A 14,875-nucleotide genomic window follows, 5' to 3' on the forward strand; every position below is an offset into this window, starting at 1 on the left:
CCGGACCGGCTCCCGGAGCCGAGGCGCCCGCCCCTACCATGGGAGGCATGCTCACCGACCAGGAATGGGTGCTGTCGATCTCGTGCCCCGATCGCGGCGGCATCGTGCACGCGGTGACCGGCGTGCTCGTCGACGTCGACGCCACGATCACCGAGTCCCAGCAGTTCGGCTCCCAGGACACCGAGGTGTTCTTCCTCCGCCTCCAGTTCCGCACGGGTGCTCCCGAGGAGGTCATCCGCGAGGCCCTCGCCCCGGTCGTGCGGCGCCTCGGCATGTCGATCGAGCTCCACCCGGCCTCGCGTCGGCAGCGCACCCTCGTCATGGTCTCGAAGGCCGGCCACTGCCTCAACACCCTCCTCTTCCAACAGGGCACCGGGGCGCTGCCGACGGACATCGTCGGCGTCGTCGGCAACCATCCCGACCTCGTAGCGCTGGCGGAGTTCCACGGAGTGCCCTTCCACCACATCCCGGTCACCCCGGAGACCAAGGACGACGCCGAGGCGCAGCTGCTGCGGCTCGTCGAGGAGCTCGACGTCGAGCTCGTCGTGCTCGCCCGCTACATGCAGATCCTGTCCCCGGCGGTGTGCGAGCGGATGCGCGGCCGGGTGATCAACATCCACCACTCCTTCCTCCCGAGCTTCAAGGGCGCCCGCCCCTACCACCAGGCCCACGCCCGCGGCGTGAAGATCATCGGCGCGACCGCGCACTACGTCACGAGCGACCTCGACGAGGGCCCGATCATCGAGCAGGACGTCGCCCGGGTGACCCACGCCCAGCCGGTGGCGGACTTCGTCGAGCAGGGGCAGGAGGTCGAGGCGTCCGTGCTCGCCCGCGCGGTGCGCTGGCACGCGCAGGGCCGGGTCATCCTCGACGGCAACCGGACCGTCGTCTTCCGCTGACCGGCGGGTCCGTCACCCGCCGGCCACCCCGGCGCCGGCCGCACCTCGGGCCCGGCACTCGCCCGGCGGCCCCGCTCCTGCCCGGATCCGCCACCGCTGTACCGGATCCGGAACATCGGCCTTCGCACGCTTCCGCCGGGCGCGACCGGCGGTCTAGCGTGGGTGCATGGCACAGACACCTCTCCGGACGCTCCCGATCCCGCGCCGCCCCGTCAACCTCGCCCGGCAGGCGCTGCTGCGGCTCGCCAACGCCGGCCTCACCACGGTCTACGGGGCCTACCGCGTGCACCCGGCGGTGTGGCGCCTCACCGCCCGCCACTACCACCCGGCGCTCGAGCGGTTCGCGAAGCTCAACGCCTGGATGATCTGCCAGCACGCGAGCCTCGACGTGCCGGCCTACCAGGACCACCTCGCCCGCTCCGGGTACTCCTTCGCCTGGTGGGACCTCGAGCGCTACACCCCGACCTCGAAGGACGACTACGTCCGCACCTACCCGGAGGCCGCGCGCTGCTGGAACGGGGAGATCGAGATCGCCGGCACCGTCGTCGACGAGTCCTCCGGATCCTCGGGCACGCCGTTCAACTGGATGCGCTCGAAGAAGGAGCTCGACACCGTCCACAAGAATGTGGCCGGCTACGTCACCATGCTGTTCGGCAGCGAGAACCTGTTCTGCATCAACGCCTTCTCGATGGGCGCCTGGGCGACCGGCACGAACACCGGGCAGGCGATGGCGAAGGTGGCGATGGTGAAGAACACCGGGCCGGACCTCGACAAGATCCTCGACACCCTGCGGCACTTCGGCCCCGGCTTCACCTACCTCATCAGCGCCTACCCGCCCTTCCTCAAGCACGTCGTCGACCGGATGGCCGCCGAGCCCGAGGTGTGGGACGCCTACACCCTCAACGGCTTCGTCGGCGGGGAGGCGATGACGGAGGGCCTGCGCGACCACCTCGAGCAGCGCTTCGCCCGGGTGTACTCCGGCTACGGCGCCTCCGACCTCACGATCGGGATGGCCGGGGAGTCCGACCTGTCCGTCGTCATCCGCCGGGCGCTGGCCGAGGACCCGGGGTTCCGGGCCGAGGTGCTCGGGGAGGACGAGGCGCGCACCCCGATGGTGTTCCAGTACAACCCGCTCGAGACCTACCTCGAGACCACCGATGACGGCGATCTCGTCGTCACCATCAACTCCGCGGCGGTGATGAGTCCGCGCCTGCGCTACAACATCGGCGACGAGGCCCGGCTCATCGACTTCCCCACCATGGTCGAGCTCACCCGCACCCGCCCGGAGCTCGCCGCGGCGTGCTCGGAGGCGTTCGCCCGGCAGCGGATGAAGCTGCCGTTCGTCCTCCTGTTCGGCCGCTCGGACTCGACGATCTCCTACATGGGAGCCAACATCTACCCGCTCGATGTGGAGAACGGGATCTACGCCGACAACCCGCGCGCCCATCTCATCGAGGGCTTCCGGATCAGCCTCGACGACGTCGGGGAGCTCGAGCAGCGCCCCACCCTCCACCTGCAGCTGCGCGACCCCGCCACGGAGCCCGCGGCCGACCTCGACGACGCCGCCCGCGGCGAGCTCGCCGACACGGTGCGGGCCGGGGTCGTCGCCCACCTCACCGCGGTGTCCCGGGACTTCGCCGAATCCCTCGAGGAGGACCCGAGCGCCGCCGACCTGCGGGTGCGCGTCCACGACCACGGCGCCGGCCCGTTCTCCCGCCCGACGACGACGATCAAGAACGTCTACCTGGAGGCCTGACATGCGCTCGAACGACTTCTCCGCAGCACCCCCGCAGGCGCGGGCCGGATCGTTCTTCCTCGGCTGCAACCGCTACCGCAGCCCGCTCGCGATGCTCGGCCAGATCCGCCGCTGGCCGAAGCTCGCCCGCGCGCTCAAGCACGCACCGGGGTACCTGTGGCACCGCAGCTACTACGAGTTCCCCGACCGGATCGGCCTCCTCGTCGCCTTCGCCACCCGCGACGACCTCCTGCGCTTCGCCCGCACCCCGGAGCACCACACGATCATGCACTGGCTGGTCGGCGGGGACGGGTCCTCACCGGCACGCGGCGGCTTCATCCGGATCCTCGACGCCGAGGAGTGGGGCTACACGAACGGCGAGTTCCGCGCCGAGGACGGCCGCCTGGGCCTCATCGACCGGTTCTCCCCGGTCACCGGCGAGTCCGCGGACGCACCCACCACCGGTGGGCCCGGGACCTCCGCGGCCGGTCCGGGTACCGCCGTCACTGCACCCGCCGGCACCCCGCCGGCCGGCACCTCTGCAGCAGACCGCCCGGTCCGCTCGTGACCGTCTCCCCCGTCCGCACCCGCGCGGACCTCGCGGCGTTCCTCGAGCTGCCGGCCCGCTTGGGCCGGGACGAGGGCACGTCCGGACTGCGGGTGCCGCTGCTGCGCTCGGAGATCCGGTCCTGGCACACCGGCCGCACGTGGTTCCCGGCGCCGATCGAGCTGCTGCTGGCCCGCACCGGCGGCACCGTCACCGGCCGCACCACCGCCCACCGCTGCGCCGCGCTCGACGCACGCCTGTCGACCGGGCCGCAGGCGCTCGCGCCCACGGTCCGCGCCCTGTGCTTCGGGGCCACCGAGTTCGCCGACGAGCACGCCGCCGCAGAGCTCTTCGAGGCGCTCGGCGCGCGGGCCCGTAACACCGGCTGCACCCACCTGTTCGGTCCGGTGTCGCCGCTGCCGAACACCACCGGCGGGGTCGTCACCGCGGGCTTCGCCGAGCGCGGGTTCTTCGACTCGCCGTGGAACCCGGCACACGTGCCCGCGGCCTACGAGGCGCACGGCTTCACCCGCTGGGCTCAGGCCGATTCCTGGATCGTCGACCTCGGCGGCGTCCCGGCCGCCCGCGCCACCGCGCCCACCGCTGCCGAGGCGGCCGCCGCCGGGGTGCGTCTGCGCCACCCCTCCCGCGTGGGCACCCGCCGGTTCGTGCGCCGCCTGCGGCCCACCCTCAACCGGGCGTTCGCCGCCCTGCCGTACTACACGGAGATCGGGCCGGCGCAGATGGCCGGGCAGACCGCCGGCCTCGAAGCCCTCATGGACCCGGCACTCATCGTCACCGCCGACGGTCTCGACGACCCTCCCGCCGCTCCCCCGAGGTGCTTCGCACTCGTGGTCCCCGACCCCACCGCGATCCTCCAGCGGCACGACGGCAGGCTCGGCCCGCGGGCGGTCGCGGAGCTCCTCACGTCCCACCGCACCCGGGGCCGCGACGCGATCCTCCTCATCCAGGGCACCGACCCCGACCACTCCGGTTCCGGGCTGCTCACCCTCGTCCTCCGGCAGGTGTACGCGAACCTCATCGCCGGCGGGTACCGGCGCCTCCGGGTGACCTCGATCGGACGGGACAACCCGGGGTCGGCCGCGGTGTTCGACCGGGCCGGCGGCCGGCCGCTCCACGGGCTCACCACCTACGTCCGGGATCTGCGATGAGTGCACCCCGCCCCCAGCCCGCTCCCGCGCTGCGCGAGCGCTGGATCGCCGTCGCCGGGTGCGCGCCCTCGGCCCACAACACCCAGCCGTGGCGGCCCGTTCCCACCGGATCCGGGGTGCGGCTCACCGTCGACCCCGCGCGCACCCTGCCCGAGGCCGATCCCCGGCACGAGGACCTCCACCTCTCGCTCGGCTGCTGGGTCGAGGCGCTCGCGATCGCGGCTGCGGAGTCCGGGTGGTCCCTGCAGACCGGCCCGGTGTCCGGGGTCGGGCCGGACCTCGTCCTCGACTTCCGGTTCACCCGCACGTCCGCTCCTGCGCTCACCGGATTCACCGTGCGCGAACTCCGCGCCCGGCAGGTGGACCGCGGCCGGCTCCTCCCCGATGACCGCGCGCTCGATGCCGCGGTCGCGGAGTTCGCCGCGCTGCCGGGGTGCTCGGACCTCGCGCTCAGCCAGCTGCCCGAACCGCTGTTCTCCCACTTGCAGGCGCAGTCGGCCACCCATGTGCTCTCCACTCCGGCGATGGCGGCGGAGACGCTCGGCTGGCTGCGCCTCGACCCGCGCGACCCCGCCTACCAGCGCGACGGCCTCACCGCCGACTGCCTGCGGCTGCCCGCCGGCACCCGGATGCTCGCCCCGGTGCTCGGTGCTCGGGCGGCCCCGGTCGTCGCCCGAGCGCTCGCCCGGGTGCAGCCGCTCGCCCGCCGGGTGCTCTGCACGGCGGACACCGTGAAGACCCTGCCCGCCGCGACGGCGGCGAGCTCTGCCGTCCGGGCCGTGCTGCCCGGGATCGGCCGCCCGCCGGCGCGCCTGGTCGTGTGGGGCCGCGCCGAGGATTCCGGCACGGATCCGATAGCGGGGATCGCGCGCGGCCGGGACCTGCTGCGGCTGTGGCTCGTGCTGGGCCGGCACGGTCTGCGGGTGGCCGCGCACTCCGAGCTCAAGGACTGCCCGGACACCCGGGAGGGGCTCCGCGCCTTCCTGGGACGCCGCGGGCGGGAGGGTGAGCCGTGCGGGGTGTTCTCCGCCGGCCGCTCGAGCTCGCCCGTCCCCCGGGCTCCACGCCTGCCGGTCTGAGCGGCCGGTCCGCGATGCCCGCACCCGGCCACCTGCCGTGCCTGCCCGGCATCAGCGCGGGCGCAGGGTGAGCGTGTCCTCGGTCGCGGTGTCGACGGCGGCCGTGGACCAGGCCCAGCGGTCCTGGACACCTGCGGCCCAGGGCTCGGCCTGGTCGGTGTAGTGCGGGTGGAAGGCGTGGCCGCTCGCTCCGGTGAGGTTCTGCCAGGTCGAGTCGTCCCAGTCCGCGACGTCGATGACCATCCGCAGGGAGGGCACGGTGGTCGTCGCGAAGCCCGCGTCGAGGTCCGATCCGGTCGCGTTGACCACCCCGGACCCGCCGCCCACGGGATAGGGGCCGCGGTTGAACAGCGCCTCGATCGGGGCGATGCCGCTCTCCCCGAAGGAGCCGTGGGTGAGGGTGAGGGCGTGGAGCTCGCCCCAGCTCCAGCCGGCCGGGTCCTCCCCCTGGAGCTCGACGAGCTCCGTGTGCGCCTCGGCTGCCGCGGTGCGCAGCAGGGCGTCCCGGTCCCCGGCCCACCACGGGGATCCCGGGTCGTCGAGCAGCTGGTCGAGGACCAGTGCGATGCGCGATTGGTCGTCACGGGGGATGTCGGTGCCCTGCGTGGCGAGCAGCGCGGCGGTCACGCGGTCGAAGAGGACGTTCGCATAGGCCGCGGCTGCGGAGTCCGCGTCGTTGCGTCCGTCCCAGCCGGCGAGGAGCTCGAGGGCCTCGGTGACGTCCGGGTCGTCCACCGTGAGCTCGGCGTAGGCGCGCTGCAGGGGTGCGGCCACCGGGGAGACGGTGTCGAGCTGGATCGCGGCGAGGTCCGCGCCGGTCACGGGACCGGCGGCGACGGCCTCGTCGAGGAGATCGACGATCCGGGCGGCACGGTCCCCGTAGTCCCAGTCGCGGCTGAGCGGGTGCCGGTAGGCGTCGTCGACGATCGCGTTGTTCGCCGTGACGATGATCCCGGAGTCCGGGTTGTACTCCACCGGCAGCTCGGAGAACGGGATGAATCCCTGCCAGTCGTAGGCGCTGTCCCAGCCCGGTTGGGGCATCCAGCCGTCCCCGGCGCCGCGGATCGGCAGCCGGCCGGGTGCCTGGTAGCCGATGTTGCCGTCGACGTCGGCGTAGACGAGGTTCTGCGCCGGGACGTCGAAGAGCGCGGCCGCGGCCCGGAAGTCGGAGAAGTCCCGGGCCCGGTTGAGGGCGAAGATCGCCTGCGCGGTGGTACCGGCTTCGAGCGCGGTCCAGCGCAGGCTGAGCGCGTGCTCGCCGGACCAGTCGTCCGCGGCGTCCGTGCTCTCCCCGGCAGAGGTTCCGGCCCCGCCCCCGGCACCAGGCCCGGCCCCGGCATCGGCCCCGGCATCGGCTCCGGTGGGTGGGGAGGCCGCGATCCCGGTGAACTCCGGGGTGAGCCCGGAGACGATCGGGCCGTGCCCGGTCGTCCGCACGGTGATCTCGACGTCCTCGCCGCCGGCCACCCGGAGGGTCTCCTCCCGGGTCTCGAAGGGGACCTTCTCGCCGTCGCGCCAGTAGCCGTCCGCGTCGACCCGTTCGACGTAGAGGTCCGCGACATCGGTGGTGAGGTTGGTGAACCCCCAGGCGACCGGCGCGTTGTGGCCGATGACGATCCCGGGCAGCCCCGAGAAGGAGAATCCCGCGACGTCGAACGGGCAGTCCGGCGTGACCTCGGAGCAGCGGAGCTGCATCTGCGTCCACACCGAGGGCAGGGAGGCGCCGAGGTGGGGATCGTTGGCGAGCAGCGGGCTTTCGGTCGCGGTGTGCTCACCGGACACCACCCAGGAGTTCGAGCCGATGCCCTCGCCCTGTCCGCCGACGAGCGCGTCGACCTCGGCGAGGATCTCCGCCAGGCCGCCCGCGGCGAACAGCGCGCCCGCCTCGGGGTGTGCCGCTGCGCTCCCCGGCTCCCGATGATCGGCGGTTCCACCGCCGCGCTGCGCAGGCTCCGCCGGAGCACCGGCGGGCTGCGGCACCTCGCCGTCGCCGATCCCGGCGCCGCTGGGATCCTCGGCCAGTATCACCGGATGCTCGTCGAAGGGGTGCCGGGATAGAGATCGGCGATCCGCTCCGGATCGAGGTCACCGGCCAGCAGCGCGCGGGCGGTCTCGTCCTCGATGTTCGTCCGCAGGTCCCAGGCCATCGCCTTGAGCCAGGCGACGGAGTCCGCCGGCGTCCACGGTTCCGGGGAGGACCCGCGGTTCTGCAGCCCGAGCACCGAGTACTCGAGACCGAGTCCGCCGCCGGAGCGCTCCTCGAGATAGGCGTTGACCCCGGCGGCGTAGGCCTCGTAGTACCCGCGCTCCTCGGCGGGCAGTGCGGCGACCTCGGCCTGTGCGGTGCGGTGCCAGCCGAGTGTGCGGAGGAAGGTGTCGGTGGGGACCTGGGACTCGCCGAACAGCTCGGAGAGCCGGGCGCTCGTCATGTGCCGGCGGAAGCCCATCTCCCAGAAGCGGTCCTGGGCGTGGACGAAGCCCTGCGCGAACAGCAGGTCGTCGGCGCGGGCGGCGGTGATCGTGGGGACGCCGCGGGCATCGCGCTGCACGGTCACCGTCTCCTGGAGGCCCGGCACCTCGAGGGTGCCGTCGGTCTGCGGGAAGGCCCGCACCACCGACCAGGCGGCGACCCCGCTGAGCACGAGGACGAGGACGAGCAGCGCGGCGAGGACGAGCATGAGGATCCGCCGCAGGCGTCCACGGCGCCGGCGCGCAGCAGGGCGAACGTCGGTGCGCGAGGGGCTGCGGGGCATCGGGGATCTCCTGTCCTCGGTTGCCCCGAGCCTATCCCGGATCCGCCATGCCGCCCCGGGTCAGCGGCGCGCCACAGCGTCGCGGACTGCCGCACCGCCGCACGGGAGCGCGGATCCCCGGGGAGGACGACGACGGCGGTGCGTGCACTCGGCACGCACCGCCGTCGGGGCGATCGTCGATCCGCGGGAGCGGATCAGCAGGTCACTTGTCCTCGGACTTCTCCTCGGCTGACTCCGCCTCGGCCATCTCGTCCTCGGAATCGGACTCGGTGGTGACGTCCGGCTCGGTCGCCGGAGTCTCCTCGGTCGACTCCGCGTCCTTCGAGCCGGTGTCCTGGGACTCCTCGGCCTTGGGCGCGGCCGCGGCGGTGGCCGCCTCGGCCTCCTTGACGGTCGCCTGCTTGGGCGAGTACGCCTCGAGGACGAGCTCGATCACGGCCATCGGGGCGTTGTCGCCCTTGCGGGGGCCGATCTTGGTGATGCGGGTGTAGCCGCCCGGACGCTCGGCCACGGCCGGAGCGATCGAGGTGAACAGCTCGTGCACGATCGACTTGTCGGCGATCTGGCCGAGCACGCGGCGGCGTGCGGCCAGGTCTCCGCGCTTGGCGAAGGTGATGAGGCGCTCCGCGACGGGACGGAGGCGCTTGGCCTTCGTCACGGTCGTGGTGATCGACTTGTGCTCGAACAGCTGGGACGCCATGTTGTTCAGCAGCATCCGCTCGTGCGCCGGGGAGCCGCCGAGGCGGGGACCCTTGGTGGGCGTAGGCATGATTTATCTCCTTGGAATTCTTAGAACTGCTCGTCCTCGACGAAGGACACGTCCTCGCCGTCGACCGGGCTCTCGTAGCCGGCGGGGCTGTCCTTGAGGCTCAGGCCAAGCTCGCTGAGCTTCTGCTTGACCTCGTCGATCGACTTCGAACCGAAGTTGCGGATGTCCATGAGGTCGGTCTCGCTGCGACCGACGAGCTCGCCCACGGTGTGGATCCCCTCGCGCTTGAGGCAGTTGTACGAGCGGACGGTGAGATCGAGATCCTCGATCGCCAGGGCGAGGTCGGCGGCGAGGGCGGCATCGACCGGCGACGGTCCGATGTCGATGCCCTCGGCCTCGACGTTGAGCTCACGGGCCAGCCCGAACAGCTCGACGAGGGTCTTGCCGGCCGAGGCCACGGCATCACGCGGGGTGATGGAGGGCTTCGTCTCGACGTCGACGACGAGGCGGTCGAAGTCCGTGCGCTGCTCGACACGGGTGGCCTCGACCTTGTAGGTGACCTTGAGCACCGGCGAGTAGATCGAGTCGACCGGGATCCGGCCGATCTCGGCGTCGGCGTTCTTGTTCTGCGCCGAGGACACGTAGCCGCGACCGCGCTCGATCGTGAGCTCCATGTCGAGGCGGCCGTCCTCGTTGAGGGTGGCGATGAACAGTTCCGGGTTGTGGATCTCCACTCCGGCGGGGGCGGAGATGTCCTCGGCGGTGACGGCGCCGGGACCCTGCTTGCGCAGGTAGGCCACGACGGGCTCGTCGAACTCCGAGGAGACTACGAGGGACTTGAGGTTGAGGATGAACTCGGTGACATCCTCCTTCACGCCCGGGACCGTGGTGAACTCGTGAAGCACACCATCGACCCGGATGCTCGTGACGGCGGCACCGGGAATGGAGGACAGCAGGGTTCGCCGCAGCGAGTTGCCGAGGGTGTAGCCGAAGCCCGGTTCGAGCGGTTCGATGACGAACCGCGACCGGTAGGTGTCTACAGCCTCTTCCGTGAGCGTGGGACGCTGTGCAATCAGCACGTGGGCTTCCTTTCGGCGAGCATCCGCTATATGACGCTCGCAATGCACTTGAGAGTATCGCTACTCGTGACGCTTGCGGTGGTGGGTGGCCCGGCGTCCGATCGCAGCGGACCCGTGGGGTCCGCCGGATCGTCCGGCCGGTCCGGGTCAGCCGCGCCGGCGCTTGGGCGGGCGGCAGCCGTTGTGCGGCGTCGGGGTGACGTCCTGGATGGTGCCCAGCTCGAGGCCGGCGGCCTGGAGGGAGCGGATCGCGGTCTCGCGTCCGGAGCCCGGGCCCTTGACGAACACGTCGACCTTCTTGAGGCCGTGCTCCTGGGCGCGGCGGGCGGCGGACTCCGCGGCCATCTGCGCAGCGTACGGGGTGGACTTGCGGGAGCCCTTGAAGCCGACCTCACCGGAGGAAGCCCATGAGATCACGGCTCCGGTCGGGTCGGTGATCGACACGATCGTGTTGTTGAACGTCGACTTGATGTGGGCCTGGCCGTTGACGACGTTCTTCTTGTCCTTGCGGCGGGTCTTGCGGGCAGCGGAGGCTGCGCGTGTCTTGGGAGGCATAAGTGTGGATTCTCCTGATTCGAAGGCTGGAGGGCTTACTTCTTCTTACCGGCCACCGTGCGCTTGGGGCCCTTGCGGGTGCGCGCATTGGTCTTGGTGCGCTGGCCGCGGACGGGGAGTCCCCGGCGGTGGCGCAGGCCTTCGTAGCTGCCGATCTCGACCTTGCGGCGGATGTCGGCGGCGACCTCGCGACGGAGGTCGCCCTCTACCTTGAATGTGCCTTCGATGTAGTCGCGCAGCTGCACGAGCTCGGCATCGGACAGATCTTTCACGCGGGTGTCCGGGTTGATCCCGGTCTCCGTCAGGGTCTGGCTCGCACGAGTGCGGCCCACACCGAAAATGTATGTCAGGGCGACTTCCACGCGCTTCTCACGCGGGAGGTCGACTCCGGCAAGACGTGCCATTGTGTGTACTCCATGGGTTGTTCGGAGGTGCTTGCTCAGACCTGTCCGGTGCTCTCACCGGTCCGCGGCCTCCGAGCCGCGGGTGTCGTCCTGTGTCCAGGGGGCGAGGCCTGCTTGGGTGTGGTGCTCACTGGCGCCGCGGGTGCGGCACAGCTGTGTCGATCTGCTCGAGGTGAGCGAATCAGCCCTGACGCTGCTTGTGGCGCGGGTTGTCGCAGATCACCATGACGCGGCTGTTGCGCCGGATGACCTTGCACTTCTCACAGATCTTCTTGACGCTGGGCTTGACCTTCATCGTTAATCCTTCTTCTCACCGCGAAGACCCCGGGCCAGGACCCGGGGGCTGTGAGCGGCGAAAACTGTCGAAAAGACCGTTTACTTGTACCGGTAGACGATACGTCCGCGGGACAGGTCGTAGGGAGACAGCTCCACCACGACGCGGTCCTCGGGGAGGATGCGGATGTAGTGCTGGCGCATCTTTCCGGAGATGTGCGCGAGCACCTTGTGCCCGTTGGTCAGCTCGACGCGGAACATGGCGTTCGGCAGAGCCTCCACAACAGAGCCCTCGATCTCAATGACCCCTTCTTTTTTGGCCATATCGTTCGTCAACCTCATCTTCCCGTGGCCGCAGGACGGCCACGCATCGTTCGTATCTCGGATCCTCTTCGGTCTCCCGGGCGGGTTCCGATTCGACCGGGATCTGCAGGTGGGGAATCCACCGCCGGCGGGCCTCCGTGCGCTAAGCTCGGGTGCGACACGGCGGGTTCATTCCTTGCCCATAACAGACCAGTGAACTACTCTACCGGAATCGGGTCGCGCATGCCAACCGAGCGTCGTCGCGTCCGCCGGCACCGTTCCCTGGCGGCGCGCCGGGCCGAGGATCTCCGTCTGCTCCGCACGCTGCTCGCCGTCGACCCGCTCCCCCGCGCCGATCTCGGCGCCCTGTCCGCCGAGCTCCGTCCCGCCCGCGGCCGCCCCTCCTCCCTGACGGGACGCCTCCGCAGCCGCCTGCGCATCGATGGCCGGCGCGGCCCCCGGCTCCTCGCCGCCGCCCACGACCTCTCCGCCGCCGAGGTGGCCCGCGCCCTCGACACCGTGCCGGCGCTCGAACCGGTGCCGCGCGGGCCGGCCCGCTGGGTCCCCGTGCCGCTGCGCGGCCTCACCGCCCCCGGGTCCGCCGCTGCGCGGCCGGCGGAGGGGGCACGGAACCGGCCCGTCCGACCGCTCTCGATCCGGCAGGGACGGCTGAGCGACTGCTGGTTCATCGCAGTGCTCGCCGCCTGCGAGCACATGCGCCCCGGATTCACCGCCTCGCTCGTCCGTCCCACCGACAACGGGCTCGTCGAGGTGCGGCTCCACACGCCGGGGGCCCGCTGGGTGACGCTGAGCCCCCGCGTGCCCGCCGCGCACCGCGCCGGGGACCGCCGGCTGCGACCGAACGCCGCCTCGCTCGTGGAGAAGGCGGCCGCACTGACCTACGGGCGCGGCTCCTACCGGCGGATCCAGGGGGACTTCGCCGGCGTCGCGCTCGGGCTCCTCACCGGCCGGTGGTGCCCGGCCCGGCCGGTCCCGCTGCGCCTGTCGCGGATCGAGCACTGGCTCGCGGCCGGACGTCCGGTCGTCGCCTCGACGCTCGTGCGACCCGGCGGATCGTTCCGGGTGCCGCGGGAGGACGACCCGCACCGCTCGGTCGCCGTCATGGACGGCCACGTCTACGTGGTGCGGCGGGTCGCCCGGCTGAGCGAGGACGGCTCGCCCGACCCGCACGGGCCGCTGCGGGTCCATGTGCACAATCCGCTCGGCGGCACCGAGGGCGAACCCCGGCGCACCGATCTGTTCCTCTCCGCGGCCCAGCTCCGCCGCACGTTCATCAGCGTCAATGTCGGCCCCCGCCTGCGCTGAGGCCCCGCCGACCGAGCGGTACCGTGGAGGCATGACGATTCCCGAGTACACCCCGGACCAGCTCCGCGCCCGCGGCGGCCTCAAGTGGACCGCGATCCCCGAGACCCTGGGCGCCTTCATCGCCGAGGCCGACTTCGGCACCGCCCCGGCCGTGCACTCGGCCCTCGCCGAGCTCACCGAGAAGGAGCTCTTCACCTACACGCCGCCGGCGATGCTCCGGGATCTCCGCGAGGCCACCGCCGAGCACTGCGCACGGAGCTTCGGCTGGGACATCGCCCCCGCGCAGGTCGCCGCGGTGCCCGATGTCATCACCGCGTACCGCGCGATGATCGACCTGTTCACCGCACCGGGCACCCCGGTCGTCCTCATGACCCCGGCGTACATGCCGTTCTTCAAGGTGCCGCCGCTGTGCGGACGCGAGATCCGCGAGGTGCCGATGATCCGCACCGCCGACGGCTGGGACGTCGACGGGCCCGCCCTCGAGTCCGCGCTCGCCGGCGGCGGGCTGCTCGTCCTCTGCAATCCCCACAACCCGATCGGCAAGGTCTACGAGCGCACCGAGCTCGAGGCCATCAGCCGGATCGTCGAGGCCACGGGGTCCCGGGTGTTCGCCGACGAGATCCATGCCCCGCTCGTCTTCCCGGGCGCCCGCCACATCCCCTACGCCACGGTGTCCGAGGCTGCCGCAGAGCACTCGATCACCGCGCTGTCGGCCTCCAAGGCGTTCAACATCCCGGGCCTCAAGTGCGCGCAGATGGTGTTCACGAACCGCGTCGACGCCGCCCGGTTCGCCGAGCTCGGCGAGTTCGTCGCGCACTCGACGGCGAGCCCCGGCATCGTCGCGACGACCGCGGCCTACCGGGAGGGTGGGGACTGGCTGGCGGAGCTGCTGGCCTACCTCGACGACAACCGCGCAGCGCTCGCGGCCCTGCTCGCCGAGCGGCTGCCGGAAGCGGGACACCTGCCGTCCGCCGGGAGCTACATCGCCTGGGTCGACCTGCGGGCCTACGACCTCGGCGAGGACCCCGCCCGGTTCCTCCGCGAGTCCGCCGGGATCGCGCTGACGAACGGCCGCGAGTGCGGTGAGGCCGGCGCCGGGCACGTGCGCATCAACACCGCGACCCCGCGGGCGGTCCTCACGGAGATCGTCGAACGGATGGCCGAGGCGATCGACGGCCGGCAGGAGGCGCCTGCGGATCCCACTCGATGAGGTCCGCATTCGGCAGCGCCTGCACCCGGCTCAGCACGGCGGGGCCGAACGCTGCCCAGTAGTACTCGTTGAGCATGCCCATGCAGCGGCCCAGCCGGGTGTGGATGGCGAGGCCGGGGGCGAGGTCTGCCGGCAGGACCGGTGCGCTCATGAGCTCGCCGGAGACTGCATAGTAGAGATCGAAGTAGTCGACCAGGCCGAGTTCGGAGCCGCCGAGTGCTGCGGCGACCCGCGCCTCGGCATCGCCGATCATGCTTCGCAGCGCGGCGATCCCGAATGCCCGGTCGGCCCAGCGCCGGGCCTGGTCCATGTCCTCGGGCACGAGGGAGCAGAACTCGAGCCAGGCCCTGCCTTCGACCCCGATGTCCGCACCGACCTCGGCCCGGAACCCGGCGACCGCCTCGGTGAGAGCGATGAGCACTCCCGGCCGGAGCGGCCGGTAGCCGGATCTCCGTGCAAGGTCGAGCACGCGGTCACGATCGGAGCGACGAGCCTCGGGGATCGACAGGACGACGGCGGCGAACGCCCCGGAGAACTCCGTGTGCTCCACCCGCCCGGCGAGCCGCCCATAGCTCGGGCGCAGGGCCTCGGCGAGGCGGTACACGGCGATCCTGCCCACCTGGGACCGGTGCAGCAGACCGCGGGAGACGAGGCGCACGACCTGGTTGCGAGCAGCGGATTCGCTGTAGCCGTGGAGAGCGAGCACCGAGGTGATCACCGGCCCCGGCACTGCGCTCGCCCCGAGCGAGCCGAACACGGAGACCACGTCGAAACCACCGCGGGTGATGCGGTAGCGGTGCTGATCCGTCACTGTTCGTCTCCGTTTCGGGA

Annotated in this window: 16 protein-coding genes; 7 read left to right on the plus strand and 9 right to left on the minus strand. The window is 71.9% G+C overall.

Annotated features, from left to right (window positions below; genetic code table 11):
* The first annotated feature begins 47 nt into the window (after positions 1-47).
* The 5 genes from purU to ABD883_RS03470 all read left to right on the plus strand — a co-directional run bounded on the left by purU (position 48) and on the right by ABD883_RS03470 (position 5,432).
* Positions 48-899 (plus strand): formyltetrahydrofolate deformylase, encoded by an 852-nt coding sequence (gene purU / locus ABD883_RS03450; protein ID WP_137317950.1) that lies wholly within the window; start codon positions 48-50, stop codon positions 897-899.
* 166 nt (positions 900-1,065) lie between these two features.
* Positions 1,066-2,655 carry a phenylacetate--CoA ligase family protein gene (locus ABD883_RS03455; protein WP_137317951.1) on the plus strand — a complete coding sequence of 530 codons (1,590 nt, stop codon included), beginning with the start codon at positions 1,066-1,068 and terminating at the stop codon, positions 2,653-2,655.
* A gap of 1 nt (position 2,656) precedes the next feature.
* Positions 2,657-3,202: a hypothetical protein gene (locus tag ABD883_RS03460; RefSeq protein WP_254668836.1), complete on the plus strand. Its 546-nt coding sequence runs from the start codon at positions 2,657-2,659 to the stop codon at positions 3,200-3,202.
* Entirely contained in the window at positions 3,199-4,353 is a 1,155-nt protein-coding gene (locus ABD883_RS03465; RefSeq protein ID WP_137317952.1) for a hypothetical protein, read from the plus strand. Before ABD883_RS03460 ends, ABD883_RS03465 begins: the two co-directional genes overlap by 4 nt.
* Positions 4,350-5,432, plus strand: a complete 1,083-nt coding sequence (locus ABD883_RS03470) for a hypothetical protein (RefSeq protein ID WP_345029877.1) — start codon at positions 4,350-4,352, stop codon at positions 5,430-5,432. The genes ABD883_RS03465 and ABD883_RS03470 overlap by 4 nt, the downstream gene beginning before the upstream one ends.
* Before the next feature lie 51 nt (positions 5,433-5,483).
* On the opposite strand, the gene ABD883_RS03475 is transcribed toward ABD883_RS03470, so the two are convergent.
* From ABD883_RS03475 to infA, 8 genes are all read right to left on the minus strand, one after another.
* Entirely contained in the window at positions 5,484-7,460 is a 1,977-nt protein-coding gene (locus ABD883_RS03475; protein WP_345029879.1) for a penicillin acylase family protein, read from the minus strand.
* Positions 7,457-8,185: a penicillin acylase family protein gene (locus tag ABD883_RS03480; protein ID WP_345029881.1), complete on the minus strand. Its 729-nt coding sequence runs from the start codon at positions 8,183-8,185 to the stop codon at positions 7,457-7,459. The genes ABD883_RS03475 and ABD883_RS03480 overlap by 4 nt, the downstream gene beginning before the upstream one ends.
* Positions 8,186-8,387: 202 nt before the next feature.
* Positions 8,388-8,954, minus strand: a complete 567-nt coding sequence (gene rplQ, locus ABD883_RS03485; protein WP_137317954.1) for a 50S ribosomal protein L17 — start codon at positions 8,952-8,954, stop codon at positions 8,388-8,390.
* A gap of 20 nt (positions 8,955-8,974) precedes the next feature.
* Positions 8,975-9,973, minus strand: coding sequence for a DNA-directed RNA polymerase subunit alpha (locus ABD883_RS03490; RefSeq protein ID WP_137317955.1), 999 nt, complete (start codon positions 9,971-9,973; stop codon positions 8,975-8,977).
* 147 nt (positions 9,974-10,120) lie between these two features.
* Positions 10,121-10,528 carry a 30S ribosomal protein S11 gene (gene rpsK / locus ABD883_RS03495; RefSeq protein ID WP_137317956.1) on the minus strand — a complete coding sequence of 136 codons (408 nt, stop codon included), beginning with the start codon at positions 10,526-10,528 and terminating at the stop codon, positions 10,121-10,123.
* Positions 10,529-10,563: 35 nt separating this feature from the next.
* Positions 10,564-10,932, minus strand: a complete 369-nt coding sequence (gene rpsM / locus ABD883_RS03500; protein WP_137317957.1) for a 30S ribosomal protein S13 — start codon at positions 10,930-10,932, stop codon at positions 10,564-10,566.
* A 181-nt stretch (positions 10,933-11,113) separates the two neighbouring features.
* Complete coding sequence (gene rpmJ, locus ABD883_RS03505; RefSeq protein WP_101652107.1) at positions 11,114-11,227, minus strand: 50S ribosomal protein L36; 114 nt, start codon at positions 11,225-11,227, stop codon at positions 11,114-11,116.
* A gap of 80 nt (positions 11,228-11,307) precedes the next feature.
* Complete coding sequence (gene infA, locus ABD883_RS03510) at positions 11,308-11,529, minus strand: translation initiation factor IF-1 (protein WP_137317958.1); 222 nt, start codon at positions 11,527-11,529, stop codon at positions 11,308-11,310.
* Between the two features lie 222 nt (positions 11,530-11,751).
* Here infA and ABD883_RS03515 point away from each other — a divergent pair, with 222 nt between their 5' ends.
* The gene (locus ABD883_RS03515) at positions 11,752-12,834 is read left to right on the plus strand and encodes a C2 family cysteine protease (protein ID WP_345029884.1); all 1,083 of its coding nucleotides are present in this window, start codon (positions 11,752-11,754) and stop codon (positions 12,832-12,834) included.
* Between the two features lie 31 nt (positions 12,835-12,865).
* Entirely contained in the window at positions 12,866-14,044 is a 1,179-nt protein-coding gene (locus tag ABD883_RS03520) for a MalY/PatB family protein (protein WP_345029886.1), read from the plus strand.
* Here ABD883_RS03520 and ABD883_RS03525 read toward each other — a convergent pair.
* Positions 13,971-14,855 (minus strand): hypothetical protein, encoded by an 885-nt coding sequence (locus tag ABD883_RS03525; RefSeq protein WP_345029889.1) that lies wholly within the window; start codon positions 14,853-14,855, stop codon positions 13,971-13,973. The genes ABD883_RS03520 and ABD883_RS03525 overlap by 74 nt on opposite strands.
* Positions 14,856-14,875: the final 20 nt, after the last annotated feature.

The sequence above is a fragment of the Brevibacterium pityocampae genome (assembly GCF_039541555.1).
In the GTDB taxonomy this organism is placed as follows: Bacteria; Actinomycetota; Actinomycetes; order Actinomycetales; family Brevibacteriaceae; genus Brevibacterium; species Brevibacterium pityocampae.

Excerpts from the sequence above, each read along its gene's own strand:
- purU (WP_137317950.1), top strand. The coding sequence starts at position 48 with ATGCTCACCGACCAGGAATGGGTGCTGTCGATCTCGTGCCCCGATCGC.
- ABD883_RS03455 (WP_137317951.1), top strand. The coding sequence starts at position 1,066 with ATGGCACAGACACCTCTCCGGACGCTCCCGATCCCGCGCCGCCCCGTC.
- ABD883_RS03460 (WP_254668836.1), top strand. The coding sequence starts at position 2,657 with ATGCGCTCGAACGACTTCTCCGCAGCACCCCCGCAGGCGCGGGCCGGA.
- ABD883_RS03470 (WP_345029877.1), top strand. The coding sequence starts at position 4,350 with ATGAGTGCACCCCGCCCCCAGCCCGCTCCCGCGCTGCGCGAGCGCTGG.
- ABD883_RS03480 (WP_345029881.1), bottom strand. The coding sequence starts at position 8,185 with ATGCCCCGCAGCCCCTCGCGCACCGACGTTCGCCCTGCTGCGCGCCGG.
- rplQ (WP_137317954.1), bottom strand. The coding sequence starts at position 8,954 with ATGCCTACGCCCACCAAGGGTCCCCGCCTCGGCGGCTCCCCGGCGCAC.
- rpsK (WP_137317956.1), bottom strand. The coding sequence starts at position 10,528 with ATGCCTCCCAAGACACGCGCAGCCTCCGCTGCCCGCAAGACCCGCCGC.
- rpsM (WP_137317957.1), bottom strand. The coding sequence starts at position 10,932 with ATGGCACGTCTTGCCGGAGTCGACCTCCCGCGTGAGAAGCGCGTGGAA.
- rpmJ (WP_101652107.1), bottom strand. The coding sequence starts at position 11,227 with ATGAAGGTCAAGCCCAGCGTCAAGAAGATCTGTGAGAAGTGCAAGGTC.
- infA (WP_137317958.1), bottom strand. The coding sequence starts at position 11,529 with ATGGCCAAAAAAGAAGGGGTCATTGAGATCGAGGGCTCTGTTGTGGAG.
- ABD883_RS03515 (WP_345029884.1), top strand. The coding sequence starts at position 11,752 with ATGCCAACCGAGCGTCGTCGCGTCCGCCGGCACCGTTCCCTGGCGGCG.
- ABD883_RS03520 (WP_345029886.1), top strand. The coding sequence starts at position 12,866 with ATGACGATTCCCGAGTACACCCCGGACCAGCTCCGCGCCCGCGGCGGC.